The 25,719-nt window shown below is 63.2% G+C and carries 20 protein-coding genes; 6 read left to right on the top strand and 14 right to left on the bottom strand.

Annotation, left to right across the window (positions count from 1 at the left end):
- Positions 1 to 8: 8 nt before the first annotated feature.
- The gene (locus ACIPQB_RS16730) at positions 9 to 1,313 is read right to left on the bottom strand and encodes a hypothetical protein (protein ID WP_446486386.1); all 1,305 of its coding nucleotides are present in this window, start codon (positions 1,311 to 1,313) and stop codon (positions 9 to 11) included.
- Between the two features lie 163 nt (positions 1,314 to 1,476).
- Here ACIPQB_RS16730 and ACIPQB_RS16725 point away from each other — a divergent pair, with 163 nt between their 5' ends.
- Positions 1,477 to 2,265 carry a metallophosphoesterase family protein gene (locus ACIPQB_RS16725; protein WP_446486385.1) on the top strand — a complete coding sequence of 263 codons (789 nt, stop codon included), beginning with the start codon at positions 1,477 to 1,479 and terminating at the stop codon, positions 2,263 to 2,265.
- Positions 2,266 to 2,358: 93 nt separating this feature from the next.
- On the opposite strand, the gene ACIPQB_RS16720 is transcribed toward ACIPQB_RS16725, so the two are convergent.
- The 3 genes from ACIPQB_RS16720 to ACIPQB_RS16710 form a co-directional block, all read right to left on the bottom strand.
- Entirely contained in the window at positions 2,359 to 3,510 is a 1,152-nt protein-coding gene (locus ACIPQB_RS16720; RefSeq protein WP_446486384.1) for a glycosyltransferase, read from the bottom strand.
- Positions 3,507 to 4,832 carry an O-antigen ligase family protein gene (locus tag ACIPQB_RS16715; RefSeq protein ID WP_446486383.1) on the bottom strand — a complete coding sequence of 442 codons (1,326 nt, stop codon included), beginning with the start codon at positions 4,830 to 4,832 and terminating at the stop codon, positions 3,507 to 3,509. Before ACIPQB_RS16715 ends, ACIPQB_RS16720 begins: the two co-directional genes overlap by 4 nt.
- Positions 4,833 to 4,924: 92 nt before the next feature.
- Positions 4,925 to 6,055, bottom strand: a complete 1,131-nt coding sequence (locus tag ACIPQB_RS16710; protein WP_446486382.1) for a glycosyltransferase — start codon at positions 6,053 to 6,055, stop codon at positions 4,925 to 4,927.
- 179 nt (positions 6,056 to 6,234) lie between these two features.
- Between ACIPQB_RS16710 and ACIPQB_RS16705 the strand changes: the two genes are divergently transcribed.
- A complete protein-coding gene (locus tag ACIPQB_RS16705; RefSeq protein WP_446486434.1) occupies positions 6,235 to 7,908 on the top strand; it encodes a GMC oxidoreductase in 1,674 nt (557 codons plus the stop codon).
- On the opposite strand, the gene ACIPQB_RS16700 is transcribed toward ACIPQB_RS16705, so the two are convergent.
- From ACIPQB_RS16700 to ACIPQB_RS16675, 6 genes are all read right to left on the bottom strand, one after another.
- Entirely contained in the window at positions 7,868 to 8,518 is a 651-nt protein-coding gene (locus ACIPQB_RS16700; RefSeq protein ID WP_446486381.1) for a hypothetical protein, read from the bottom strand. The genes ACIPQB_RS16705 and ACIPQB_RS16700 overlap by 41 nt on opposite strands.
- On the bottom strand, positions 8,511 to 10,682 hold the full coding sequence (locus ACIPQB_RS16695) for a GumC family protein (RefSeq protein ID WP_446486380.1): 2,172 nt from the start codon (positions 10,680 to 10,682) through the stop codon (positions 8,511 to 8,513). Before ACIPQB_RS16695 ends, ACIPQB_RS16700 begins: the two co-directional genes overlap by 8 nt.
- 72 nt (positions 10,683 to 10,754) lie before the next feature.
- Complete coding sequence (locus tag ACIPQB_RS16690) at positions 10,755 to 12,041, bottom strand: outer membrane beta-barrel protein (RefSeq protein ID WP_446486379.1); 1,287 nt, start codon at positions 12,039 to 12,041, stop codon at positions 10,755 to 10,757.
- 21 nt (positions 12,042 to 12,062) lie between these two features.
- Complete coding sequence (locus ACIPQB_RS16685; protein WP_446486378.1) at positions 12,063 to 12,470, bottom strand: hypothetical protein; 408 nt, start codon at positions 12,468 to 12,470, stop codon at positions 12,063 to 12,065.
- Positions 12,471 to 12,562: 92 nt separating this feature from the next.
- Complete coding sequence (locus ACIPQB_RS16680) at positions 12,563 to 13,189, bottom strand: polysaccharide biosynthesis/export family protein (protein WP_446486377.1); 627 nt, start codon at positions 13,187 to 13,189, stop codon at positions 12,563 to 12,565.
- A gap of 32 nt (positions 13,190 to 13,221) precedes the next feature.
- Positions 13,222 to 15,333, bottom strand: a complete 2,112-nt coding sequence (locus tag ACIPQB_RS16675) for a GumC family protein (RefSeq protein WP_446486376.1) — start codon at positions 15,331 to 15,333, stop codon at positions 13,222 to 13,224.
- Between the two features lie 565 nt (positions 15,334 to 15,898).
- Here ACIPQB_RS16675 and ACIPQB_RS16670 point away from each other — a divergent pair.
- On the top strand, positions 15,899 to 16,627 hold the full coding sequence (locus tag ACIPQB_RS16670; protein ID WP_446486375.1) for a sugar transferase: 729 nt from the start codon (positions 15,899 to 15,901) through the stop codon (positions 16,625 to 16,627).
- 83 nt (positions 16,628 to 16,710) lie between these two features.
- On the opposite strand, the gene ACIPQB_RS16665 is transcribed toward ACIPQB_RS16670, so the two are convergent.
- Positions 16,711 to 18,546, bottom strand: coding sequence for an acyltransferase family protein (locus tag ACIPQB_RS16665; RefSeq protein WP_446486374.1), 1,836 nt, complete (start codon positions 18,544 to 18,546; stop codon positions 16,711 to 16,713).
- A complete protein-coding gene (locus ACIPQB_RS16660) occupies positions 18,543 to 19,976 on the bottom strand; it encodes a hypothetical protein (RefSeq protein WP_446486373.1) in 1,434 nt (477 codons plus the stop codon). Before ACIPQB_RS16660 ends, ACIPQB_RS16665 begins: the two co-directional genes overlap by 4 nt.
- Between ACIPQB_RS16660 and ACIPQB_RS16655 the strand changes: the two genes are divergently transcribed.
- From ACIPQB_RS16655 to ACIPQB_RS16645, 3 genes are read left to right on the top strand one after another with little or no spacing between them, the layout of a single operon-like run.
- Positions 19,976 to 21,106, top strand: coding sequence for a Gfo/Idh/MocA family protein (locus ACIPQB_RS16655; protein WP_446486372.1), 1,131 nt, complete (start codon positions 19,976 to 19,978; stop codon positions 21,104 to 21,106). The two genes, ACIPQB_RS16660 and ACIPQB_RS16655, sit on opposite strands and share 1 nt — an antisense overlap.
- Positions 21,103 to 22,170 carry an NAD-dependent epimerase/dehydratase family protein gene (locus ACIPQB_RS16650; RefSeq protein ID WP_446486371.1) on the top strand — a complete coding sequence of 356 codons (1,068 nt, stop codon included), beginning with the start codon at positions 21,103 to 21,105 and terminating at the stop codon, positions 22,168 to 22,170. Before ACIPQB_RS16655 ends, ACIPQB_RS16650 begins: the two co-directional genes overlap by 4 nt.
- Before the next feature lie 22 nt (positions 22,171 to 22,192).
- Positions 22,193 to 23,200 carry a glycoside hydrolase family 26 protein gene (locus ACIPQB_RS16645; protein ID WP_446486370.1) on the top strand — a complete coding sequence of 336 codons (1,008 nt, stop codon included), beginning with the start codon at positions 22,193 to 22,195 and terminating at the stop codon, positions 23,198 to 23,200.
- 15 nt (positions 23,201 to 23,215) lie between these two features.
- Here ACIPQB_RS16645 and ACIPQB_RS16640 read toward each other — a convergent pair whose 3' ends face one another.
- Positions 23,216 to 24,133, bottom strand: coding sequence for a glycosyltransferase family 2 protein (locus tag ACIPQB_RS16640; protein ID WP_446486369.1), 918 nt, complete (start codon positions 24,131 to 24,133; stop codon positions 23,216 to 23,218).
- The gene (locus ACIPQB_RS16635; RefSeq protein ID WP_446486368.1) at positions 24,133 to 25,488 is read right to left on the bottom strand and encodes a hypothetical protein; all 1,356 of its coding nucleotides are present in this window, start codon (positions 25,486 to 25,488) and stop codon (positions 24,133 to 24,135) included. Before ACIPQB_RS16635 ends, ACIPQB_RS16640 begins: the two co-directional genes overlap by 1 nt.
- Positions 25,489 to 25,719: the final 231 nt, after the last annotated feature.

The raw sequence follows: 25,719 nt of genomic DNA, 5'->3' as shown, positions 1-25,719 counted from the left end.
TTGGAAATTTACCCCAACTCTACCGGCCGAACATCGGCGGTCTCTGAGGCGGGGTTTTGCATGGACCAGGCGCTCCTGCGACGTCTTGACCGAGTCCGTTTCTTTTCCACTTCGAAAATCGTGCAGAACATCACGCACAGGAACACGTTCAAGGGCACGGCGAAGCTGCCGTTGAGCAGGTTGTAGGAAATGAAACAGGCCAGGGCCACGCGTCGATCCGGCGGCCGCTTGAACATTGCATAGCCGACAAAGGCGTAGAACGCGGCGGCGACGATGAAGCCGTATTCCACGGCCACCTTGGTGATCGGCCACCAGACGATGTTCTTGGCGTTGTAGATGTTCCCCGGACCCTCTCCGTAGAATAAATTGTTCTCGCTGCGGGAGAATTCTTCCAGCTTCAGCAACGGTTCGACGAACCGATGATAGGAGCTTTGGCCATAGGTCTGGTACTCATCAGCTCTCTTGAGCAGGGTGTCTAGCCAGCCGGTCTGGACAGAGAAAATGACCACCGCCAGCGCAGCGAGAACGCATCCAGCCACGACTCTTGGCGAAGTCTTGAAGAACATGAAGGGCAGGATGATCAGGAGCATGAGCGGCCCGGTTCCCGCGAAAGTCGACAGCAGTACGACCGAAAACAGCACCAGCCGCCAGGCCTTCTGCGCATAGAGCAGCTCAAGGATGATCGCCAGGGCGAGGAATTGGGAGACGATCGAAACTTCCAGCATGAAGAAGCCGTTCGGCTTGATCATCTTGGACGCCCATTCCATCGGACGCAGATAGGTGTAGCCGGGAAACAGCATGGAGGCCGGGAGCAGCTTTTCCATGTTGGGAACGGCCTTGGAACTGGCCAGGAGCTGTACGACATGCTCGATCAGCACGACGGCGCAGATCACCACCATGAACCACTGGAACATCTCGATACATTTGCCGTAGAGCTTGTCGCTGATCTTCAGCTTGACGGTCATGGGGGTATAGATCAGCAGCGCCAGAAACAGGCTGACGACTTTGAAGTCCGTTCTGCTGATCAGCGCACTCAGGACGGCCAGTGTCGAAAAGACGCCGTAGAGAATCAGTCGTGTTCTGTCGAAAACTAAGGTCTTGTTGAACGCCAGAACTGCCAATCCAATATACATAATGAAGAATGGAAGTTCGATAGACCCGCTCTGGAAATTGATGGAAAGCTTCTGCAGAAACACCAGAGCGAAGGTCTGGGCGACGAAAAACCCATATATGATCTTCTCATTGGGGGCGCTTCGCTGCCCGGTCCGATCGCGCCCGGAGGTCTTGGCATGGTCGCGCGCCTCATCCTGCATCCAGCGTCCCTTCCTTGGTCGATCGGTCCATGGTTCTCCGGGCACGGCCGAAGAACAGAACATACCCTGCCTTCATAGCGCCCTCCTGCTATGATGCTAGACGCTGCATACCATCGCGCGATATTCGCGGATGGCACGCGCGCGATCGATCGGAAACAGCCACTTGTTTAGCCGTAAAAGTCTGCCTCAGCCCCAGGTTCCCGATGATCAAGTCATCTATGCCGTAGGCGACATTCATGGACGTCTCGACCTTCTCGAGAGGCTGATCAAAGCGCTGAAGGCCGATCTCGCCGCGACGAACAAGCCTGGCGTGTTTATTCCGCTCGGCGACTATGTCGATCGGGGCCCCAACTCGGCCGGCGTCGTGCAGGCCTTGATCGACCTGCAAAGCGAGACCTGGATCCGCAGCTTTCCGCTTCGCGGCAATCACGAGCAGATGGCGCTCGATTTCCTGAACGATCCCGAACGCAACAAGGGTTGGCTTTCGCTTGGGGGAGCGGCGACGCTTGCCTCCTACAATGTGCTGCGCGACCGGACGCAGAAGGTCGGCGACTGGGCCGCATTGCGGGAAGCCATGGCCCAGGCCGTCCCCGAGGCGCATTTGAAGTTCCTGCAGTCGCTTCCTTATTGCGCTGTCGCCGGCGACTATTTCTTCGTTCACGCCGGCGTGCGACCGGGGCGAGGCCTTGATGAGCAGACGCCGGAGGACATGCTCTGGATCCGGGAGAAATTCCTGCGTGAAAAGCGGCTCGGCTTGGACAAGGTGATCGTCCACGGTCACTCGACCAGCATGAAGCCGTTCGTTTCCGACAGTCGGATCGGTGTCGACACCGGCGCCTACGCCACGGGCGTCTTGACCTGCCTTCGCCTGACCGGCGGACAGCGCTCGCTCATTCGCGTCAGCCTGAACGGCGCGGAAGTTCAGGAGATCCCTGATCTTAATGCGCGCTGACCGAACCGCGGGTCACGGCTCGCCGCGTATTGATGGCGAGTCGTGCCCGCGCCGACAAGTCGATCGCGCCTTAACGGGGTTCCGCGCGATGCTTTAGTCGCGAACGGACGCCGCTGGCGCCCAGGTCTGGTAGGTCCGCTTAAAGAACAGCGCCTCGATGACGCCGGTCCCGACGGCCGCCAGCATGGCGAGGTAGATCGTCAGCAGGCGGGCCGGACGGAACTTCGCCAGGGCAAGGACAAGCAAGGCCAGGCCGCACGCGGCGATCGCCAGCACCATCCGCAGAAACCCGAACTGGACCGCCAAGCCCAGGACCAGAAAAAGTCCGCCCAGCGAGCAGGTGAACGGGATCAGCCATTTCAGGAGCCGGTGCGAAACATAACCGTAGGCCTGAGCAAACGGCAGCGTCCGCCATTGCGACCAGGTTCGCAGGTGGAGCATCATGCCCTGGCAGGAAATGCGGCGCTTGCGCCGGAACTCTTCCCGCCAATCCTCGGCGCTCTTTTCGGTCACCACGACATCGGGAGCGGAGATCACGCGAAGCCCCTGCTTGAGCACGCTCAGCGAGACATAAAGGTCGTCGATCAGTTCGTCGGGGGTGTCCCTGTAGGCCTTGGCCCGGATCATGAACAGCGCGCCGTCGACGCCGATCAGGCCGACGGTCTCGCTTTCTATGCGCTTCAGATTTTCCTCGACCTCCCAATAGATGGCGCCGCTGTTGGCCGTCTGGGTGGTCTGGCGGTTCACATAGGCCAGCTTGGCCGAGACGCAGCCGATGGCGGGATCCTGGAAATGCTGCGCCAGCTTGATGAGCGCATCAGGTTCGCCCAGGACGTTGGCGTCGGTGCAAGCGATCAGCTCGCCCTTGGCCGCGGCCACCAGGCGTTTCATCCCCGCAGTCTTTCCGGTGCGCACCGGCGAGTTCACCACCCTGATGCGCGGTTCGTAGCTCAACGCGATTTCCGCCGTGCGGTCGTCGGAGCCATCCACATAGACGAGCACCTCGGCCCCGCCATAGGCCTCGGTCATCGTCAGGAGATTATCCAGACGCATGGCGATGACCGCCTCTTCGCGATAGGCGCACATGCACACCGACAGGGAAGGTCGGGCGAGCGACGGATCCGGGACGATCAGCGCGCGACGGCGAAACAGGCGCAGACTCTGCTTATAGGTGACAAAGGGATGCTGGGCCGCGAGAAGGAACAGCGCCGCGAGTCCATACAAAATAAGACTAGCCAAGTTCATGCGCGAACGCCTTCTTGATTGGGCTGTTCGGCGACGGCGCCCCACAGCAGACCTGACAGTGCGGCCAAGAGCGAAGCCGCCGCAGGCACGCTAAGAACAATGTCGAAGAACGACGTCACACCCACGATCAACACTGCCAGCACCACGCCCAACCTAATATCCGAATTCGCCGGCGCCGCTCGCCAATTTTTAACTACACGTACCCAAACCAAACCCAAGCAGACCGTCATGGCGCCGGCGAACAAGAGCCCGCCTTCCAGGATCATCTGCAGCGCCGCATTGTGCGCCGCGCCCAGATTCCACATGTCCGCCGCGTGGTCAGCGCCCAGTCTTGCCTGATAAACGTCACCAAATGCCCCTAAGCCGTAGCCCCAAATCGGCGCTTGCCGAATTAAATCGACAACCAGCCGCTGGGTGTCGAAGCGCGCGGCCGCGCTGACGCCCAAATCGGCGATTCGGCTCAGCGCGCGCGGACCGGCGAACAGGACGCCGAAAACAATCGCCAGGATCGGCAGCAGCACCATCAGAAGCGTCAGGGGCTTGCCCGATTTCAGGGCTTGCGGAACTGCGCCGCCGCGGATCAGCAGAATGATCGCGGCGAAAATGAGCAAGACCAGCGCCAGCCGCGATCCCGTCAAGGCGCAGGCGCCAGCGAGGAGCAGCGCGGCCAGGCTGGACCAGATCTTGCCGCTCTGTTTGGCAAGAAAGCCGCCTTCGGCGTTCCTGCGTGGCGGGTATTTGGCCATGGCCATGGCCATGGCGATGGTTGCGAACATTGCAAAGACACAGCCGGCGGCGTTGGCGTTGAGAAAAGTGCCGGTGAACCGCCACCGATGGGCGCCCTTATCCAGCCCGGCGACGGTGAACGGGTCCATGCCGTAGAGGACCAGGCCCAAAAAGGCTTGGGCGACGGCGATCACGATCAGGGCTTCGAGGCACCGCGCGAAGCCGCGCGGCTGCGAACCGATCGCCGCCGCGGCGACGAAGGTGGCCGCGAGACCCAGCCATTTGGAGATTTCCAGGGCGGTGGCGTCGGGCGTCAGCGAACCGCCCGACGCCCGAGCCGCTTGTGTTATGTCCGCCAGCCACGGGGGCGAGACCTGGGCGGTCGGCAGAGTGGTGTAAGCGGTGATGGCCAAGGCCAGCGCGAATAGGATCGCCGGCCACATCAGCATTTTCCAGAAGGCCCTCGGCACGGATCGGCCGAGAAGTAGAATGGTTATCAGGCCCAAGCCTATGCTGACCATTGCGCCGAGGGCGGCCAGTACGCGGGTGTTGTCGCCCAGGATCACGAGCTGGCCAAGCAGTCCAAGCGCCAGCAAGCCGATCGCCGCGAGATGCGATGGACCTGCGGAACGACTGGCCGATGGGCGTCTTGGATGGCCTGGTGATGCGGGGGAGATAGAGCCCATGGCTATCGGCTGATCGGCGGCTGCCAGGTCTGATAGGTCCGCCCGCGCCAGCTGTCGACGACGCCCAGCGTCGCTGCCGCAATCGCCCGCCCGATCTCGGTCACGTGGCTGACCACCGGCACCCGTCGTCGGCTGCCCAGAAAATAGGCCGCCGCCAGAAGCGCCGCCAGGATCATGCCGGCCAGCAGGCCCCGCAACGACATGACGAACAGAACCGAGAACACCATGCAGGCGCCGCCGCTGAATCCGCTCAGCCACCGCAGCACCCGATGCGAGACGTACTTGTAGCGTTCGAGCAACGGCAGGCGCGCGACCGATGCGGCGATATGCCGATGGCTCGAATAGGCCCGGCAGGCGATGCGACGCTTGCGCCGGAACTCGTCCTCGCTCGACGTGGCCGAGCGTTCGTAGACGGAGACGTCGGGGGCGCTGATGAGCCGGAACCCGGCGAAGACCACGGCCATCGAGGCGATCAGGTCGTCCATCAGATGGTCGGGCACAACCGGGTACAGTTTGCGGCGTACAGCGAACAGAGAGCCATCGGCTCCCATGGTCGAGCCCCGCCGCGACTCTCCCTGCTTGATGAACTCCTCCAACCGCCAGTAGGCGGTGCCGGCGCCAGCGACAGGACTTTCATTGGCGTTTGTATAGGTCAGTGTCGCCGCGACCCCCCCGATCGACGGATCGGAGAAATAGCGCAGCAGGGTGTCGATTGAATTCGGATCCAGCAGCGCGTTGGCGTCGGTGAAAATGACGATGTCGGTATCGATTTGCTCGACCAGGGTCCGCATGCCCACGGCCTTGCCAGTTCGCCGCGGCGAGGCGACGACGGAGATCAGGTCGCTGTTCTCATTCAGGATGTCGAGCGTGCGGTCAGTGGACTTGTCGACATAGGCCAGGAATTTCAGTTCGGGCGCGACCTCGTGCGCTCGACGCAGGTTCTCCACTTTCGACGGCAGGGAGGCTTCTTCGTTGAAGGCGCAGAACACCAGGGTGGCGCTGGGCAGGGGCGCGGTCGGGTCGAGGATCACCGGCTGCCGTTTCAGGAGACGCAGGCTAAGGGGGTAGAATATGAACGGATGCAGAAATAGGCAGCCTGCCATCAAGGTTAGAACGAAAAGAAAGGACGGCATGTGCGCGTTCCGACTTTCGCGGGGCTAATCAATTTTAGATCGAAGGATTGGCGCCACAATGAGCTACGCGCATATCATGAGCTTAAGCGTATTGAGAAAGGCTTCCTGCCACAATCGCAGGCGCCGGTCGAGGTAGATTGAAATAGCAGCAGCAGTCCAGCGAGAACAAGTTTAGATTGATGATTGGCTCGATAAACGATCTTGGATTGAACTCGGATTACGACGTTTGCATCGTCGGCGGCGGAGCCGCGGGATTGACGATCGCAGCCGATCTCATGGGCAAGGGTCTGAAGATCCTGGTGCTTGAGGCGGGAACTGGAAAATCCAACAAACAGATCCAGCAGGCCTATCAAGGCGAGATCGTCGATCCGGCGCTGCACCCAAAGATCGATCAGTATCGGGTTCGCGCCCTGGGCGGCACCAGCCGGATCTGGGGCGGGCGGGCCATCCCCTTGGACGCAATCGACTTCGAAAAGCGAGATTGGCTGCCCCACTCCGGATGGCCCATCGATCGCGGCACCCTGGAGCCCTACTATCCGGCCGCGCTGCTGGCCGCCGAGGCCGGGGCCCATGCGCACGATCCGGCTTCGGCCCTGCCCGGCCGTCCCGACGCCCTGGTGCGGGGCCTTCAGGCCAAGGATATCGCAACCACGATCGAGCGTTTCAGCCGGCCGACGAACTTCTGGGAACGCTACGGGCCGGCGCTCAGCGCCGCGTCGGACACCCACGTGGCGTCACGGGCGGCGGTCGTTTCCATTCGCCTGACACCTGACGGAAAGAGCGTCGATCACCTGACCGTGGCGGGACCGGACGGTAAGATCCATGAAGTCAGGGCGCGATCCTACGTCATTGCGATGGGCGGGCTCGAAACCACCCGGCTGCTGATGGCGTCCAATGATGTCGCGCCCCATGGGATCGGCGGCGGCTCGGGACAGCTGGGCCGCTACTATATGAGCCATCTTTGCGCGACGGCTTCGACCGCGACCTTTTCGGGTCCGCCGAGCGACGTCGCCTGGGACTACGAGCAGGACGCGGCGGGAATCTATCTGCGCCGTCGGCTCTGGATCACTGAAGCCGCCCAGCGATCCCGGCACATTCTGAACACCACCTTTAGGACCCACCTTCCGGACGTCGGCGATCCCGATCATGGCGACCCGATCCTGTCGGCGATGTTCTTGGTCAAGGACATGGTCCTGTATGAATACGCCCGCAAATTCTCCGATCGCCAGGTCAGCTGGAGCGATCGCGGCCGCCACGTGATGAACATCGTGACCAATCCCGTCCGACTGGCGCGCTTCGGCTGGAATTGGGTCCAGAAGCGCAATCTGGCCTCGCGCAAGCTGCCGTCAGTCGTCCTCGGCTCGCCGCAGAATCGCTATCCGATGGAATTTCACGCCGAGCAGGCGCCCAATCCCGACAGCCGCCTCACCCTGATGGACGGCAAGGACGCGCTGGGGATGCCGCGGCTCAAGGTCGACTGGCGCACCTCCGCCCTGGATATCGAGAGCCTCGAGCGCGCTCACGCCGTCCTGGCCGCGACGCTCGAGGCCAGCGGGACCGGCCGCCTAATGTTCGATCCCCAATCGCTTGAAGTGAAGGCGAAGACCGGGATCGTCGGCGGCCATCACCTGGGAACCACCCGCATGTCGGCGGATCCGCGCGACGGCGTGGTCGACGCCGACTGCAAGGTGCACGGCGTCGACAACCTGTTCATCGCCAGCGGCTCGGTCTTTCCGACCTCGGGCCAGGCCAATCCCACGCTGACAATTCTAGCCTTAGCCCTCAGGCTTTCCGATCACTTGCAAAGCGCGCTCAAGATGCGCTCAAGCTTGATGGTTCTGGATCGAGGCTGAGACTAAAGGCCAGGTTGGCGGCGGGATTTTGAATTCTCGACAGCAGGCGTTCGGCCTGGGGGCGATCGATCGCCGCCAGCCAGACGAACTCCGTCAGCGCCTGCCGCCGCAGATCGGCGTCCAGAACCGTCCAGTGCCGGGCGCAGAACAGGATCCGCCAGGCTGCAGCCGTTCGGGATCGCCGCGCCGCATGATAGCTCTGCTCCAGGTCCGTTCCGACCTGCGGGGTGAACTGATCCCCTGCGCCGGCTTGGGCCGCGGCCAGCAAGGCCCAGCCGTCCGCCGACAGAGGTTCCCTGGCCAGGGCGTGTCGGGCGTGCCCGGCGGCCAGGTCGTAGACCTCATGGGCCTGCAGGCTGGTCCGGGCGACTTTCAGCAAGCCGGCCGCGGCGGCGCGGTGGCCCCGGGGCGGACAGGCCTCGCCGCATCCCGCCGCGATGGCCAAAAATCCCTGGTCGGATTGCGGCCGTTCCGGCAGCGCCGCCGCCGCCACATCGATGGCCTGGGCTCGAAACTCCTGAACCGCGATCCAGCTCGAATAGGCCAGGGCAAGGCCCAATAGGGCCACGACGACGCCGGGGCCAACATGGGCCCTGGCCCGATCACTCACTGTAATAGCGTTTATTGTCGGAATAGTAGTAGGCGTAGTCTCGCTTGGACAGGCTGTGCCCCGAAACGTCCACGCGATTGAGCACGACGCCCGCCAGATCGGCGCCGTCGTGACGCAGATGGTCGACGGCCGCGATCACCGCGGCGCGGGGCGTTTTCGCCCACTGCGTCACCAGGATGACCCGGTCCGCCAGAACCGCGATCGCGCGCGCCTCGGCGACCGCGAGCACCGGCGGTGAATCGAGGATGACATAGTCGAAGCGGCTCTTGAGCTCCTCCAGCAGGTCTCGAGCGCGCGAACCGCTGAAGAGATCCTGTGGAATGAACTCCGTCGAAGCGGTCGGAAGGATGAAGACGCCCGACACCGCATCAGGCCGCAGGGTTTCATCCAAGGTCGCGTGGCCGGTCAGCAGTTGTGTCAGCCCAGGGCCGCGGCCTTCGGCTCCGAGGCGATCGGCCAACGAACTGCGGCGCAGATCGCAGTCGACGATGACCACCTGAGCGCCGCTCATGCCGAGCACGCGGCCGAAGGCGGCGGCGGCCGTCGTCTTGCCTTCGCCGGGAAGGGCCGATGATACGGCGATGACCTTGGCGGCCCGGTCCGCCTCCGGCAGCATCAAGGCGCTGCGGATGTTGCGGAAAGCTTCCGCGAAGCCGGACATTGGCCGCTTGACCACATAGGATTCCGGCGAGGTGCCTTTCCCGGCGATGCGCAGCGCCGACCGCGCCAGCGCCGGCACGACGGCGACGGTCGTCAGGCCCAGATATCGGGTCACGTCCGAAGTCGATCGAATTGTCGACTCCAGGCTCTCGGCCACAAACACCCCCGCCGCGCCGGCCGCGCAGCCGACAAAAAGCCCCATCAGGGCGAACAGGGGCTTGTTCGGGAAGCTGGGCGATTCCGGCGTCGTCGCCTCCGACACCAGGACGGCGCGGGTTTCGTCGACATTGGTCTGTTGGCTGGCCTGCTGCTGCGCCATGTTGAACTGGTTATAGACGTTCTGCTTGGCCTCGGCTTCGCGATCGAGCCCCTGGGCCACCGCTTCGGCGCGGCTGCTGGCGGCCAGCTGGCCCTGCAGGCCGTTCAGGGTTCCCGAGAGGGCGGCGACCTTGGCGTCGGCGGCCCGTGCGGTCGCTTCCAGACCCGCGACCACGCGCTCGCTTTCCACCTTTAGCTGGGCATCGACTCCGTTAAGCTGTTGCTGGATGCGCAGCCACTCGGGGTGGCGTGGCCCATAGCGCGTGCTGATCTCGGCCTGCTGGCGTAGAAGTTCGGCCCGCAGGCGGCGCAGATCCTGAACGCCCGGTGAGCTGAGCACGGCCGCGACGCTGTCCAGATCGCCGCGATTGAGCTGCGCCTTGGCTTCGGCGAGATTGGCCATGGCGGTGGCCCGCTCGGCCTGAACGTCGCTCAGCTGGGCGGCGATACCGGAGGCCTGCTGTTGCGTCACGGTGCCGTTAGCGGCGCTGGCCAGGCCGGAATTGGCGCGGTAGGCGGCGGCCTGGGCCGATGCGTTGCGGGCTTCCGCGCCCAGTTTGGACAGTCCGGTCTCGAGCGTCTGGGCCTGAAGGCGCAGCGCGTCCGATCGCATGGTCGTGCTGGCCAGCATGTATTGCTTGGCGACCATATTGGCGATCAGCGCCGCCTTCTGAGGGTTCCGGGACGTGAAATCGACATGGATGATGTAGCTGAGCCCGTCACGCGACACGTTCAGGCGCGACATGAATTCCGTTGCAACGGCGTCATCGGCCTCAGCCGGACTCAGTTTGGCGGGCTGGGCCCCGAGCATGCGGGCCAGGCTCTGCTTCAGTCCGCCCGCTTCGGCCGCGCCGAACTCACTGTCCTTGGACAGGTTCAACGCCGTTATGGTGGCCAGGGCCACCTTGCGCGAGCGCGCGACCTGGATCTCGGTCTCGATGAACGGGTTGTCGGCCGGCGTGGCGCCCGCGCTCACCGGGGTGTCGATGATCGAGCGCTTGTTCGGGTCGAGCTTCAGGTTCGCCGTCGCCGTATATTGCGGGGTCGCCAGCAGCGAGGCGATGATCGCCAGTGCGGTCAAGGCGCCGGTGATCACGCCGAACAACTTGATCCGACGCTGAAATATCTCGACAAAATCGGCAAGATTGATCGCGCCGGACGCCGAACCGGAATTTGCGCTTGTCACTTCAGCTACGCCCCACGACTGAATCGATCCCTAGTTTGGAACCGATCATAGATGTCGGTCGTAGGTAGCCCGCTATCTCTTAAGGACGAGTGTGAGAAGCGCGTCCGTGCCGGTGAAGGATCGGTAGGCGTTCGCACCAGAAGACTCGCGGTCATAGCGACTGATCTTTGCTTCGATTGAAACCGTTCGGTTGACCAGATAACGCCCGCCGACGCCGATCTCGGTGATCTCATCGCTCCGGTCGATCCCTCGATAGTCTTCCTTGGTGTAGCCGACCTTCGCATTGACGAGGAGATTTCGTCGTAGTTCGTAGTCCGCCATCACGCCCGCGCTGGTGCTGAAGAACCCGCCGGAGGTCAGGTCGACCGAGTCGATCACGGCGCGCTTGGCGTCGAACGTCAGCGTCAGCAATTGAGTCGGCAGGTACTCGATCTTCGCGCGCGCCGTCACCCCGGGAATGGAGTTGTAGCTGGGCGAGTCATATTCGCGCTTGATGTAGCCGAATCCGACTTCGCCGCGCGCCAGGCGGGTGATGTCGAAATTCGCCCCGATCAGACCGCTCGCTTCCTTCGAGTCCCGGCTGGGGCCGTAGATGCCGCCCGAATGGTCGTAATTGGAAATCGTGTAGACGAACTCGGTAAAGACCGCGGCGTCGGGATTGACGCCGTATTCCACCCGTCCGGTCAGTTTGGTGATGCCCACATCACGGCCGTTGAGGTCAAGCCGCGGGCCGCTTACGCTGTTGATGAAGCCATAGTCGAGGGATCGGGTTTCGATTCCGCCGGACGTCCGGATGCGCCCGCTTTCGTAGACGCCCCGCACGCCGACGCCGAGGGCGTCATATTTGGGCAGGTCGGCGGCGTTGCGCGGAAATCCCGAGGACGAGCGTTCGTCATAGGCGCGGGCGGCGTCGGCCAGAATGGTGATGTAGGACTGGCCGTAGACATCGATGCGCCCGAGCGCCTGTATGCTGCCGGCGGTCTGATCGTTTTCCGAGAAGTCCTTGTTGCGCCTGAAGGCCAAATTGGCTTGGACCTGCATGGCGTGCCGTCCCCAATTGGAACGCGCCAAGACCGAAGGGGCGAAGATCAGCGCGGCGTCCGACTGTTCATGACTGCTCGTATCGAACGCATTTGAAATGCTTTGGCCGGAAAGTTCGACTTTCGGCAACAGGGTGAAGCCGCCGGCGTGTATGCCAATCGGGTCGTATTCGGGACGTTCACGCTGGGTGACCGACACGTTTCGACCGCGGCTATAGTCCTGAGCCATGCTCATGGTGGGCAGCGTCGTCGCGCAGCATGCCAGAACGATGGCGCAGACGATCTCGCGCTTGCCGACAGAGTCGTTGGTTCCGGTCACGGACACCCCCAAGTTTCAGGTCTATTGAGTATAGTCCGAGCCGCCGCCGCCGCCGACGCCGAGACCGCCGATGCCGATATCATCCAGCGCGGCGGTGCGGTCCGACTTCACGCGCAGACGCTTGCTGATCGCGATCAGAGCCGCCTTGGCGTTCGGCGACAGGGTCGGATTCGCGATTGCGAGCGTCAGAGCGTCGAACACCACCTTTGAATCCGCGCCGGCGACCGTGATTTCGTTCAGGAACGCCGCTTCCATCTGCTTGACGTCGAGATTGGCCGCCAGCGTCCCAGCCAAGTTCACCAGCCTGTCAGCCAGCATGCCCGACGAGATTGGCGTAATGCTGGCCGCCGGCGCGGTTTGGGCGAATGTCGTCAATGGCTGCAGGAGCGCGAGCGCTCCCAGAGCCAAGCCTATTGAAAATTTTCGCATGGAATCCCCCAGCTGTTAGCGAACAACGCTCCTCATATTCCAAAAGCGTCAACAGCAAAAGACGTGCCAAATGCGGAAACCACAGTCCAGGCTTAGAAAAAACGCTCGCCGACGCGAACTGTGTCCCCCGGTTGAACAAAAATGTTGCCTGAAATCGGCATGCGGGTTTCACGGTCGTCACCAGAGTGCTTCAAATAGATCCACTTTTGATCCGCTCGGTAGGTGTACCCCTCGGCGATCGCTACGGCCTTGAGGACCGTGAGGCCCGTCGAATAGGGATACTCGCCCGGCTTGTTGACCTCACCGAGAATATAGAACGGTCGGAACGTCAGGACCTCTACCGTAACCTTCGGATCGCGCAGGTATCCGTCGGAAAGCTTCTCCTCGACCGTCTTTTGCAACTGCGTCGAGGACATGCCCGCGGCGACCACGTTGCCGATCAGAGGCAGGGCGATGGAGCCGTCGGCATTGACGGAGAACTCGCCCGACAGGGTCGGCTCGTTGAACACGGTCAGGCGAACCTTGTCGGCGACGCCCAGCCGATAATCCAAGGCCGCCGTCGAGGTCGTCGTCGCAGCGGCTGAGGCCGGAGCCGGAGCCGGAGCTGGGGCCGAAGCGTCCTGCCGCGCGCTGGCGCAGCCGGCGGAGAAGAGAACAGCCGCAGCGATACAGAGAGATGTCAGGGAAACACGTGCCATGGACCACCGATTGTTGAACATCGATCTAGCCAAAAATAAGAACCTCGGCGAGCCTATTCGAGATAATAGCCGCTGTACGCCTTGTGATAATAGCTTGGATCGCCGTAGCCGGAGCGAGATTGCTCCTTGAGGTTGACCAGGGACAGCGCCACGCCCGTCACCTCGCCGCCGACGCCTTCAAGCATGTGGATCGCGGCCTTGACCGCGTTCAGGGGCGTAACCCGCCAGCGGACCAGCAGGGCGACGGCGTCGACCTTCGGGGCCAGGATCCGCGTGTCGACCACGGGCAACACCGGCGCGGTGTCGATCACGATCAGATCATAGCGCTCCTTGAGCTCCGTCAGCAGACGATCGAAGACTTCCGACGCGAACGGCGACTCTGTCGTCGGCGCGCCTTCCCTGAGCGGCAGGACATGGGCGCCGCTGTCGTGATCCAGGATCAGGGCCTTCTCAAGCGGCGCATGTCCTTGAAGCACGTCCAGAAGGCCGGCCGTCGGCTTCAGCTTGAGGGCCTGGGTCGCCGCGCGGCGGCGCAGGTCGCAGTCCATCAGCAGGACCTTCATCCCGGCCATCGCCGCGACGCGCGCCATGCAGACCGCGGCCGTGGTCTTGCCTTCGTTCGGCAAGGACGAGGTCACGACGATCGTCTTGATCGGCTGCTCTGGGCGAGGGGGAGCGATCGCCGCGCCGAGCGCGCGGAACGATTCGGTGTAGGACGACAGCGGATGGACCGTGACCGCATCGATCGGCGACGAGGTCTTCAGTCGCTTGATCGCGGTCGACAGCACCGGGATCGAGGCCAGATAGGGCAGGTTCAGCTTCCGCTCCACCTCCTCCATCGTGTTCATGCCGGTCACGAAGCCCTGCCGGACAACCGCCGTGGCGATGCCGAGGAAGACGCCCAGGGCCATGCCGATCGCCAGATTGATCGGCACGTTAGGAGAGCTCTTGTTCAGCGGTTCCTGGGCGCGGGTGTCCACTCGCGCGTCGGCCTGGGTGATGGCCTGCTGGGCGGCGTTTTCCTTCACGCGGCTCAGGAAGTTCTCGTAGATCGTGCGAGCGGTGGTCGCCCGCGTCTCAAGTTCGCTGAGGTGGACGGAAGCGACGCTCGCATTGGCGACTTCGCCGCGCGACTGATTCAGCGCACCGGCCAGCGAGTTGGCGCGTTCCGAGGAAATGCGGGCCTGCGACCGCAGACTGCCGATCACCCGGTTGGTCTCGTCCTCGATCTGGCGGTCGTAATCGCGCAGCTGCAGCTTGGCGCTGACCAGGTCCGGATGGCGATCGCCGTAGCGGCTTTCCATGTCGGCGACCCGGCGGCTGACCTCGGCGCGCTGGCTGCGAAGCTGCGCGATCGTCTGAGATCCCAGGGTGGCGCCAAGGGCGCCGCCATTGCCGCTGCGGGCTTGAGATTGAGCATCGGCCAGTCGAGCGCTGTCTTCGGCCGCCTGGGCCCGCGCAAGGATCAGCTGTTGGCTGAGGTCGGACAGGTCCTGTTGAGCCAACGTGCCGCCGCCCGTCGCCCCGGCGTCCATCAGCCCGTTGCGGACACGGAATTCCTGGGCCTCGCGCGCGGCCGCTTCGGCCTGTTTCTGCAGGTCCGAGAGGCGCGCGGTCATCAGGTCGTTGGATTGCTGCATGTCCGCCGATTTGCTTTGGCTTTGGCGCTCGACGAAACCGTCGGCGAAAGCGTTGGCGATCAGGGCGGCCTTCTTGGGCTGCTTGCTGGTGTAGCGGACCTCGATCAGATAGGTTTGGCCGACCCGGCGAACGTTCAGGTCGCTGGCCACCTTGCTGACGACCGCGTCCCGGCCCTCGGGGCTCGCGAATTCGGGGTCCTGATCCAGGTGCAACCGTGTGGTGACGAGGTCGGCCAGGTCTCGCGCCTTCAGCGCCTCCACCTGGGTGTCGACGCTGGCGTCGCTGTTGGGGTCGCGTATCGGGCCATTGTCCTTGTTCAGGGTCTGGCGCGGCGCGAGCAGCACTGTCGCGGTGGCGGTGTATTTCGGCGTCTGGAGGAAGGTAAACGCCGCCACGGCGAGGAAAGTCGCGAACGCAACGATCAGAATCAGGACCAAATGCCGTCGGTAGGTATTCAGAACCTGGGGTAGATTTCCCAACGGAACCTGTTGATCCATTGGCGCTTCAAATGCGGAGTCGGCCAAGATCACCTTCTTTGTACAACGTTTCAACGGTTAGTCCGAAGCCATGCCACCCCGCCATGATCTTCGCAAACGCTTTCTCGCTTATGCGAAAGCGCGCTCAATCCTTAACAAGCGATCCGTCGGTCTGACAGCAAGACTCCGAGGACCGAGAGTTCCGACACAGGGTTTAGCAATGACATGACGGTCAAATGCGCAGGCCGTTTCAAAAGGCGGGCAATTATGGCCAATTTGATGGCGACCATCCAGCTTCCAGCCTCAGCGACGCTCCCGCACGCTCTCCTCATCAGCTTCACCTGTTTATAGCCGAGTATATAACGAAGCCTTTCTCAGTTCGGAGAAATTTTGACTACAGCAACGCTTGTCAAACATCGTTGCGGCGGCACATTGTCGCATTCCGAACTCCGATATGCTTACTTTTGGTTGAGATGTGTGCCGAAAATGGCGACGTAGCTACCTTTGATTGCTTTCGGAACTGTTTGTTAACCGTTGCCGCAAGTGCCCTCCACGGCATGCCGAACGGATCGAAGTTAACGCCTGTTGGCTCCTAACTTGCTCGGCGACGGCGATGAAATATGAGCGAGGCTTCACTGTGTGCCCAATCGATACATCAGGTGAGAGCACCTTAAGCTTAATGGTCGGCGCCGATGACGCCCCGGCGACGCAGCCACGCGACAAGACGGACGCCGCGATCGACGCCAGCCGGGTGGCGGACATCGCCTTGGCCTCCGCCCTGCTGGTCTTCGTCATGCCGCTGTTGTTGATCGTCGCCCTGATGATCAAACTTCAGGATGGCGGCCCGATCATCTTCGCCCATCGCCGGGTCGGGCGCGGCGGCGTCGCGTTCGATTGCCTCAAGTTCCGCAGCATGGTCGTCGATTCCGAAGCTCGGCTGTCGGAGTTGCTGCAGCGGGACCCGCGCGCGCGCGCGGAATGGGAAACGGACCACAAACTGCGCAAGGACCCGCGGGTGACGCCGCTGGGCGACCTGCTGCGGCGCTCCAGCATCGACGAACTGCCGCAACTGCTCAATGTCCTGAAGGGCGAGATGAGCTTGGTGGGGCCAAGGCCGATCGTCGGAGCGGAGGCCGTGCGCTATGGACGTTGGTTCAACGCCTATTGCGCCGTCAGGCCTGGACTGAGCGGACTCTGGCAAGTCAGCGGCCGCAATGATGTCGCCTATCGTCGGCGCATAGCGCTGGATCGCCTCTACGCCCGTCGGCGGTCATTCGGTCTCTATATCTACATCCTGCTCAAGACGGTCCCGGCCGTCCTGCTGCGGGAAGGCTCCTACTAACCGGATCGCCGGTTGAACGGCCGCTTATCCGACACCTGGTTGGGGCCGATCGCGCCTTCTGGGACCATCCGCTCCGGTCGGGTTCAAGGCAGCGGGAAATAGGTGCGAGCCGCCCGGGCGCTGCCGTAACGCGATAGATGGCCAAAGTCGGCGTATTCGTATTGGCCGTCTCGCCGATACAGGCATGTCTCGCCCTGGCAATCGAAGGCGAGCGGATCGATGAAAATCGCGCCGCCCGCCTTAGACTTGAGCCGATCGTTGAAGTCCGCGGAAAAGCTCAGACCCCAGGCGGCGTCCACCTTTCGATCGTGCGACGCCTTGCGGTAGGCGAGCGATTGGACGTCGACGCCGAACTCCGGAGATTGGCCGACCAGGTAGACGGTCGCCCCCAGCGCCCGCAGTCGCGCGATGGTGTCTTGCAGGCCGTCCAGCGTTGTCCAGGAATGGTTTTCCCAGCGGGCGGACAGCACTACGATCGGAATATGCCGCTGCGCCACCAGATCCAGCGCGCGGCGGTTGAAGATGCTGCAGTTGGGCCGGGCGTAGGAATAGTAGTTCAGTACGGGCGGGCAGCCAGCGGCCGTGTACTGGATCAGCTTGCCCCGAAACCGCGGCTCCTGGATCAGGCCGGGTACGTAGTGGGCGGCGAACGAGTCTCCCCAGAGCAGGACCTCGGGGCCTGCGCCGTCGACCCGGGTGCAGGCGGCGACGTTCCACGCCTCGGCCTTCTGATCGGCGGACAGGAAGCAGGTCCGCTCGCGCCACTCCTTCTGGGCGGACACGTCCTCCTGCGCATAGCCCGGCATTCGGTCGGGCAGGCCCCGGGCCGCGACCAGCGCCACGCCGACGCCGGCGATGGCCAGCTGGATCACGGCGACGACAGCCATGACCCGCCAGCGCGGCGTGTGGGCGCGAGGCCGCCGGAACGGTTGTTCGATGAATTTCCAGGAGAGGTGGGCCAGCACGAAGCTGACGGCGACGATCAGCGCGATCTCGAAGGGATTCGGGGCCCTGAGATTATAATGCCGCAACATCACCGTCAGGGGCCAGTGCACCAGATAGAGCGAGTAGGATATGCGGCCGACATAGGTCAGCGGCCCGGTGCTCAGCAGTCTGCCCGGCAGCGTGGTTTCACCGCAGTAGATCAGTGCGGCGACGGCGAGACAGGGGGGCAAGGCATAGGCCCCCGGGAACGGCGTGGCCGACGAATAGAGCACCATGCAGGCCAGCAAGACCGCGAGCGCGGCCAGGGCCAGGGCCTGGCGCAGGAAGTTCGAGCGCAAGGCTGGCGGCGGGCGCAGGGCCAGCACGGCCCCGGTCAGCAATTCCCACGCCCGCGTCGGCAACAGATAGAAGTCGGCCGTGGCGGCCCGGGTCAGCATGAAGATGCTCAAGGCCAGCGACGCGACCCATACCGGCGCCAGGATGACCAGCCATCGTCCCTTCAGGTGTCGGTGGGCCAGCCAGAGCGCCAGGGGCATGAAGATGTAGAACTGCTCTTCGACGGCCAGCGACCAGGTGTGGAGCATGGGGCGAAGATGGGCGTCGACTTCGAAATAGCCCGACGATTTCCAGAAATAGAAGTTGGACGAGAACACCGAGGTGGCGACCAGGCTTCGGCCGTATTCCATCAGGTCCGACGGCATCAGCAACAGGAGCGCGATCGGCGTGGTCACCAGGATGGTCACCGTCATCGCCGGCAGCAATCGACGGAAACGCCGCTCATAGAAGTCGAGAAGCGAAAAGCGGCCGGCGCGAAGATCTTCCTGCAGTCGGGCGGCGATGACGAAGCCGGAGATGACGAAGAACACGTCGACACCGATGAAGCCGCCGGACACTTGCGCTACGCCGGCGTGAAACAAGACCACCGGAAGCACCGCGATACCGCGCAGCCCATCGATATCCTTGCGGTACTTCATTGCCCTTCTTCCTGGGGAAGTCTTACGGCATGGTCGTGCACGCCGTTGAACAGGCATAGCGCCAACAGGCTGACCAGGACGAAGTAGGCCGCGTAGGCCCAAAGGATAGGCATCAGAGCCAGGTGAAGAACCAGCACCGCCGCCGCAAACAGTCCCAGTCCGACAACGGAGGCGGCCGTCAGCTGGCGAATCTGGCGCTCGGCGTTGGCGAAGCTGAGAAAGAACATCGCCGGCTGATAGAGGCCGCTGGTCAGGACGATGACGCCGGCCACCAGCCCCGCCTGGGCCGGAACCCGATTGTTGTGGCCCAGGATGAGCGAGAAGATCAGGTGGCTCTCGAACACCAGGGCCGCGGCCGGAACGGCGGTGGCGGCCAGGCACAGGCACAGCACCAGGAGAAAGATTCGCGACGAGCCTGCGCGGTCGCCCTCGATGGCCATTCGGCTTTGGCGGGGCAGGGCGATTTCGGCCAGGGTGCGCGAGCCGGTCATCGACAGGCGAGCGATCTTCATGATGCTGTCGAACACCACGACCGCCGATCCGACCCCGAAGATCGACGAGAACAGCGCGTAGGGCGAGCTGAGGACCACCAGTTCGGATAGCGTCGAGAGCAGGGATGACCAGAATAGCCGGCCGTAGATCAGTATTTCGCGCCACTTCAGATCGGCGCGATGCAGCCTAAGGTCAAGAACGGTGGTGTTCCGGCCGATCAGAAGGCCGACGCGGGTGAGATACGCCAAGCTGATCAGGCAGATCAAAACGCAAAAGATCAGGAAACTATGGGTTATCGCCAAGGCCGCCAGGGCGGCGAACTGCGTAAATCTCTGGGTGAGGGCGATCTGTACGAAACGCTTGCTAAGATCGACCGACCAGGCGGTGGTCTGCAGATCGAAGGCCCAGTAGTTGGTGTAAAGACAGAAGAACAGATAGAGCGCGTTTTCCAGATAGTGGGCGCGGCCGCCGATGAAGAGCGGCAGGACCGCCGCGACCAGGGTCAGGAACACGCCCTGGGCGTAGAGCGCGGCGACGGTCTCCTGACGCTTGCCCACATGGGTCTTGCGCACGGCCCCTTCGCGCAGGGCGATGAAGTTGGCGCGCCCGATGGCCTGGTCGATCGGCTTCAGAAAGAAGCCGGCCGCCGTCAGCACCACGACTTCGGCATAGCGATCGGGCGCGAGGGCGCGAGCGAACACGATCAACTGCGTGAAGTTGAACAGGATATTCAGGCCGGTGTTGGCGGAATGCAGGAAGCCGAAGCTGAAGACGAGCCGACGCGCGGCCTCCAGCGCACGCTGAAGCCGAGTCACGTCCGCCGCTCCCCCAGAAAAACGATCACCCCCGTCCCCCGTATTCGCCGCGGGACCCACGCCGAGACGGCGCGCAAGATTGGGTAAACCGCCTTTCGCGTCAATCGTCGGCGTCCTTCGCAATGATGGAAATCAAGGCAGCGTCATCAATGGCGCGTATCCAAGCTTTCCGCAGGCTTGACCGCGTGATAGCCGGACAATCGAAGCCCCGTAAAAAATTGCCAGGGATCAAGATGAGCCTAGTCACTCCTGGACCGTTGGCGGTGATCGGCTGCGGCGCGATTTCCGAGTCTTACTATTTTCCGGCCCTGGCGCAGGACCCCGCCCTGCGCGAGCGGGTCTGGCTTGTGGATCCGTCGGAAGAACGCCGCAGCGCCGCCGCCCGCCGTTTCGGCTTTCCGCTTGACCAGCAGTCCGGCGATATCGACGGCTTGCCCGAGACCACCCGGGCGGCGATCAACGCCACGCCGAGCCACATTCACGTCGCCACCACCCTGCCCTTGCTTGAGCGCGGGGTCGGCGTGCTTGTCGAAAAGCCGCTGGCCGAGTTCGCCGACGACGCGCTGAAGCTGGTGGAGGCGGCGGACCGCCATCAATGCCTGCTTTCGGTCAATCAGTTTCGCCGCCTGCGACCGATCAACGCCTTTGTGCGGGACTTCATCAAGTCTGGCAGCCTGGGCGCGCTGCAGTCGATCACCTGGCGGGAAGGCCACAAGTTCGATTGGCCGACCCAATCTGGCTTCTACTTCCGACGTCCCTGGCGAGACGGTCGTCCGCGGGGCGCGCTGCTGGACATCGGCGTCCATGTGCTGGATCTGGTCTGCTGGTGGCTGGGCAAGGCGCCGACCGTCTCGAAGGCGGTCATGGACAGCTATGGCGGCCCCGAAGGCTACGTCGATGCGTCGCTGGCGGTCGAATCCATCGACATCCGCCTGCAGATCAGTTTCCACGCCAAGCTGGCCAACAGTTTTGAGCTGGTGTTCGAGCGAGGGGTCCTGCACGGCTCCACCACCGATTCAGACCAGGTCGAGATAGAAACCGCCGGCAAGCGCCGGATTGTCACCGTCGGCGGGGCCGGCGACTGGACCGGCATCGCCGCCACGCTGGTGGGCAACTTTGTCGCCGCGGTGGAAGGACGGGGCGAGCTGTTGATCGACGCGCGAAGCGTGGTCGCCCCGCTGACCGTGATCGACCGAATCTATGAGGTGGCGGTCGACGAGCTGCCTGATTGCTACAAGGAGTGGGTGGCGTGAAGAAACCGGTCGTTCTGGTCACCGGCGCAGGCGGTTTCATTGGCGGCTGGATGGCCGAAGCCATCCACCTCTCCGGCTGGGGACAGGTGCGGGCGGGCATCAACCGCTGGTCCAGCGCCGCGCGGATCGCCCGCTTCCCCGTGGACATCGTCACCTGCGATATCATGAACCAGGCGTCGCTGGACGAGGCCCTGAAAGGGGTCGACGCGGTGATCCACTGCGCCCGGGCCAAGGGCAACGACAATAGCGTGACCGAAGCCGGAACGCGCCTGTTGTTGGAACGGGTCAAGGCGGCGGGCGTGCCCAACTTCGTGTTCATGAGCTCGGTCGCCGTCTATGGCGAGGCACTGGGCACGGTGTCCGAGGACACTCCGCCGACGGAGCCCATGACGATCTATGGCGCAGGCAAGCGCCGGGCGGAGGCGATCTGCCAGGAATACGCCGACGCGTCCCTGGCGGTGTCGGTGATCCGACCGACGCTGGTCTATGGACCGTTCAGCGACCAGTGGACCCTGCCCTACATCCAGCGGTTCGCGGCCGGCGCCTGGCGGAAGCTGGGTCCTCTGGGCGAGGGCAAGTGCAATCTCGTCTATGTGGGCGACCTCGTGCGCCAGGCCCTGTTCATGATCGAAAAGGATCTGGGGCCCTACACGGTCATGAACGGCAATGGGCCGGACGTCCCGACGTGGAACCAGTACATCGAACGGTTCAACGTGCTGCTCGGCTACCCCGAACTGGCCGATCCGGATCAGAATCTCGGACTGAAGGTGGCGGTCCGGCGTCCGGTGCGCGCCCTGGGGAAATACGCCATATCGCACCATAAGCCGTTGGTGCTGTCGGTCGCCAACCGGATTCCCAAGCTCAAGGCGCTGATGCGCAACATGGAGACCGATCTGCGTTTGCGCCCCAATGACGACGAGATGGAGCGCTTCAAGGCTGATGTCACTTATACGATGGACCACGCCCGCGACCTCGGCTTCGTTCCTCGGACGAGCGCCGAGGAAGGGATGCGGATGACCGCCGATTGGGCGCGGTCGATGGGATTGGCCTACGAGGGCGGATAGGCCTTCAGCGGAAAGACTGCGCATGCCGTTCAAGATCAGCTCCCGGTCCATCGCCCTGGTCGTCTTCTGCGCCTGCCTTGCGGTGCTTCTCCTGTTGCCGGCCGCAGCGACGCCGGCTCGCGCCACCGAATTCGGCGTCTATAAGGGCCCGGGCTGCGACGGCCGGGCCAAGATCGCCGAGTTCGAAGCCTTCGCAGGCGGTCGCAAGGTCGAGCGCACCGTCGACGCGCTGGATCGGCGCGATTGGAGCCATCTGGAATCCAGCGCCGACTGGATCACCAGGTGCTGGAACGGTTCAGGCATCAAGCTCACCCTGTCGGTGCCCATGCTGCCCGAGGACGGCGGCGTCAGCACGCTCAAGGCGGGCGCCTCGGGCAGCTATGACGAGTCGTTCCGCAAGGTGGGGCGAGCCCTGGTCGCGAACGGCTATCCAGACGCGATCGTGCGGATCGGCTGGGAGGCCAACGGCGAATGGATGGCCTGGTCCGGGGCCAAGGACCCGACCGCCTATCGCCTTTTCTGGCGTCGCATCGTGGAGGTGATGCGGGAGACGCCGGGGCAGAATTTCCGCTTCGAGTGGTGTCCTAATGTCGGGCTCCACGCCATCGCGCCGATCCTGTTGTATCCGGGCGACGATGTCGTCGATGTCATCGGGCTGGATGTCTATAACGAGGTCTGGCAGCCGATCTTCCAGGATCCCGAACGGCGGTGGATCTACCTGGTCGAGCAGCCCTATGGCCTGAGATGGCACAAGGCCTTCGCCGAACGGCATGGCAAGCCCATCTCGTTTCCCGAATGGGGCACGGGCACGCGGCCGGACGGCCATGGCGCGGGCGATGACCCGCGCTTCGTGACCGGCATGGCCGAGTGGTTCAAGACCACCCGCCCGCTGTACCAGTCCTACTGGGACGTCGAGGCGGCCGACTACAACGCGCAGCTCTCCAATCTCCGCTATCCGAAGTCGGCCGAGGCGTTTGTCGAAGGCGTGGCCAGGGTGGAACCTGATGGCGACGCGACGCCGGATCGCTGAGCCGTCGGCCGATCGCTATTTCCAGATCGAGCCTCGGCAGGCGCGGATATAGGCCTGGGCCCTGGCGCCGATCGGGCGCCGACGGGTGCGTTGCGGCCTCTGGAGCCAGCGCAGGTAATCGCCCACTGCTTTTCCGATGCGCACCTGGCCCCGTTGCATCAGCGAGATGTAGATCGGAAACAGCGTGTAGTTCACCAGAATCTGCGGGAACGGCATGTGGATGTGCGAGATGATGAACTTGTTGGTCAGTCGCATGGTTTGCACCTCGACCGTAGGGCGACGTCCGCCTGGATGTTCATATTCGATCGCCAGCACATCGGGCGAATAGAGGATTTCCCATCCCGCCTCGATGACCCGATAGCTGTATTCGATCTCCTCCAATCCGTAGAAGAACTCCTGGCTAAAACCCTTCAGGTCGTGGTGGACTTGCGCGCGAAAGCCCAGGCAACCGCCGACGAAGCGAAAGGTCTTGAACGGCGCCTCCAGGTCGACGTCCTTGCGGGTATGGGGGATCGTCTCGCGCTTGGTGCGCATCGTCTGGTGGTCGAGCTTGCGGATCGTGACCACGCCCAGGGCGGCGTTCTCGGAGAACAGCCGGTCGAAAACGTCCAGGAACTGCGGGGTCTGCACGAAGACGTCGTCGTCCAGCAGAATGATGATCTCCCCTCGCGCGGCGTCCATGCCGTCATTGCGCGCGATCACGCCCTTGTTGAAGGCCGAGCGCACGTACTGCTGATTGGGAAAGCGGGTCAGCATCAGCGAGCGGTCGCGTTCGTCGGCGTTGTTGTCGACCAGCACCACCTCATAGTCGCGGCGACCCGGCAGCAACTCGGCGAGCGAGGCGAGCATCGTCTCAAGCACTTCATCCCGCGCATAGGTCAGGACGACGATCGAGAAGCGCGGGGCGGCGGCGGAAGCGGTTTGGCTGGTCATCAGATTCTCGCCGACGAGGCCGGCGCCTTGATCGGCGCCGCAGCATTGGAAGGAGCCGCGGCTGGCGTCAGCGGCGGCGGGTCATTGGTCAGCCCTTCGCGGGCTTCGCGCAGCGCGGCCCTGAAGTCCTGGGGCTTGGCGTCGACGGGACGGAACAGGCACCCCATCAGCAACAGCAATCCCGCCATCACCGGCATGGCGAGATACCCTCCCATGAAGTTGAACAGAACGAAGAGCCCCCAGGCCAGGCGATAGCTCGGCGCGCGATCGAAGAGCGAGATGCAAAGCAGCGTGTAGAACGAGATGGTCGTCAGCACGCCATACTCGACCACCAGCTTGGTGCTGGCCCACCAGACGATGTTCTGGCCCGCCTTGATGTTGCCTGCGCCGACGCCCTTGAAGATCACCGACGGCTCGCGGATCGCCTCGGACAGCGACAGGAACGGCGCGATGAAGCGGGAGTTCGAACTGCTGCCGGCGATCTGGAACTCGCCGAACCGGCTGCTGATCAGGTCGAACCAGCCGGTGGCGGCGACGATGGCGACCAAGACAAGGCTGGCGACGGCCAGAAGGATCGCCCGGCGCGGCGAAAGCTTGAGCAGCAGCAGCGGCGCCGTCAGGGCCACGATCAGAAGTCCGGTGCCCGCGAAGGTCAGGACCAGGCAGGCCCCATAAAGGGTCAGTCGCCAGAGCCGCTGGAAATAGACCGTCTCCGCGATCAGCGCGATCGCCAGGAACTGCGAGGCGATCGAGGCTTCGAGGAAAATGAAGGCGTTCGGCTTGATGTACTGCGAGCGCCAGTTGATGAGCTGGATGTAGTTGTATGTCTTGTAGAAGAACTGGGTCGGAATGTACTTTTCGATATTGAAAATGCTGTTGGCGCCGAGGGTGAATTGCCACAGGTGCTGCAGGAGCAGAAGGGCGCAGGCGATCAGCATCAGGTTCTGGAAGATGGCCACCGTCCGGAGATAATAGCCCCAGGTGACCCGCATCTCGAAGACGAAGAACAGGTAGATGGCGAAAAGAATGGCCATGCCGAACCAGGAAATGCCGCGGCCGACCATGGCCTGCGAGAAGAAGGCCGTGGCGCAGAACGCGGCATAGGCGATCAGCCGGATCGGCGCGATGCGGAAATCGCCCAGGATCATCAGGGCGACGAACGAAACGATCAGGCAAGGCAGGGTGATGCTGAGGCTGGCCGCGTCGGTGCTGTAACCGAACTTCTGGAAAAGCACGATCACCCCGTAGTTCAGGGCGACGATCAGGAAGGCCAGTTGAGCGGATCTCGGCAGGCCTTCCGCCGAGGCGATCTGACCGCGCGGTGGTTCGGACAGGGATGGCGAGAACGCGATCATGCAGCGGGTCCATCTGGAGCCGTCCTGAGAAGGGCGGCCCGTTCTAAAGCGTGCGTCGCTTTACCACGGGATTGGCTAATAAAGCATTAGTCATGTTTACAATGCTGAGGCTTGTTATCCATCTCTACGCAATGAATTGTCTATAAGGTATTCGTTAATCATGTATTTGAAATTAGGCATATAGCTCCATCCAATATAAATATCCGTTGCGTACAAAGGCGACTGTCAGGT

This window comes from Caulobacter sp. LARHSG274, from assembly GCF_052871235.1.
The sequence above is the reverse complement of the archived record's forward strand: the minus strand, read 5'-3'. Positions and strand labels throughout refer to the sequence as shown.

Excerpts from the sequence above, each read along its gene's own strand:
- ACIPQB_RS16685 (WP_446486378.1), bottom strand. The coding sequence starts at position 12,470 with ATGCGAAAATTTTCAATAGGCTTGGCTCTGGGAGCGCTCGCGCTCCTG.
- ACIPQB_RS16730 (WP_446486386.1), bottom strand. The coding sequence starts at position 1,313 with ATGCAGGATGAGGCGCGCGACCATGCCAAGACCTCCGGGCGCGATCGG.
- ACIPQB_RS16680 (WP_446486377.1), bottom strand. The coding sequence starts at position 13,189 with ATGTTCAACAATCGGTGGTCCATGGCACGTGTTTCCCTGACATCTCTC.
- ACIPQB_RS16655 (WP_446486372.1), top strand. The coding sequence starts at position 19,976 with ATGATGGAAATCAAGGCAGCGTCATCAATGGCGCGTATCCAAGCTTTC.
- ACIPQB_RS16670 (WP_446486375.1), top strand. The coding sequence starts at position 15,899 with ATGAAATATGAGCGAGGCTTCACTGTGTGCCCAATCGATACATCAGGT.
- ACIPQB_RS16720 (WP_446486384.1), bottom strand. The coding sequence starts at position 3,510 with ATGAACTTGGCTAGTCTTATTTTGTATGGACTCGCGGCGCTGTTCCTT.
- ACIPQB_RS16640 (WP_446486369.1), bottom strand. The coding sequence starts at position 24,133 with ATGACCAGCCAAACCGCTTCCGCCGCCGCCCCGCGCTTCTCGATCGTC.
- ACIPQB_RS16710 (WP_446486382.1), bottom strand. The coding sequence starts at position 6,055 with ATGCCGTCCTTTCTTTTCGTTCTAACCTTGATGGCAGGCTGCCTATTT.
- ACIPQB_RS16645 (WP_446486370.1), top strand. The coding sequence starts at position 22,193 with ATGCCGTTCAAGATCAGCTCCCGGTCCATCGCCCTGGTCGTCTTCTGC.
- ACIPQB_RS16705 (WP_446486434.1), top strand. The coding sequence starts at position 6,235 with ATGATTGGCTCGATAAACGATCTTGGATTGAACTCGGATTACGACGTT.
- ACIPQB_RS16665 (WP_446486374.1), bottom strand. The coding sequence starts at position 18,546 with ATGAAGTACCGCAAGGATATCGATGGGCTGCGCGGTATCGCGGTGCTT.
- ACIPQB_RS16635 (WP_446486368.1), bottom strand. The coding sequence starts at position 25,488 with ATGATCGCGTTCTCGCCATCCCTGTCCGAACCACCGCGCGGTCAGATC.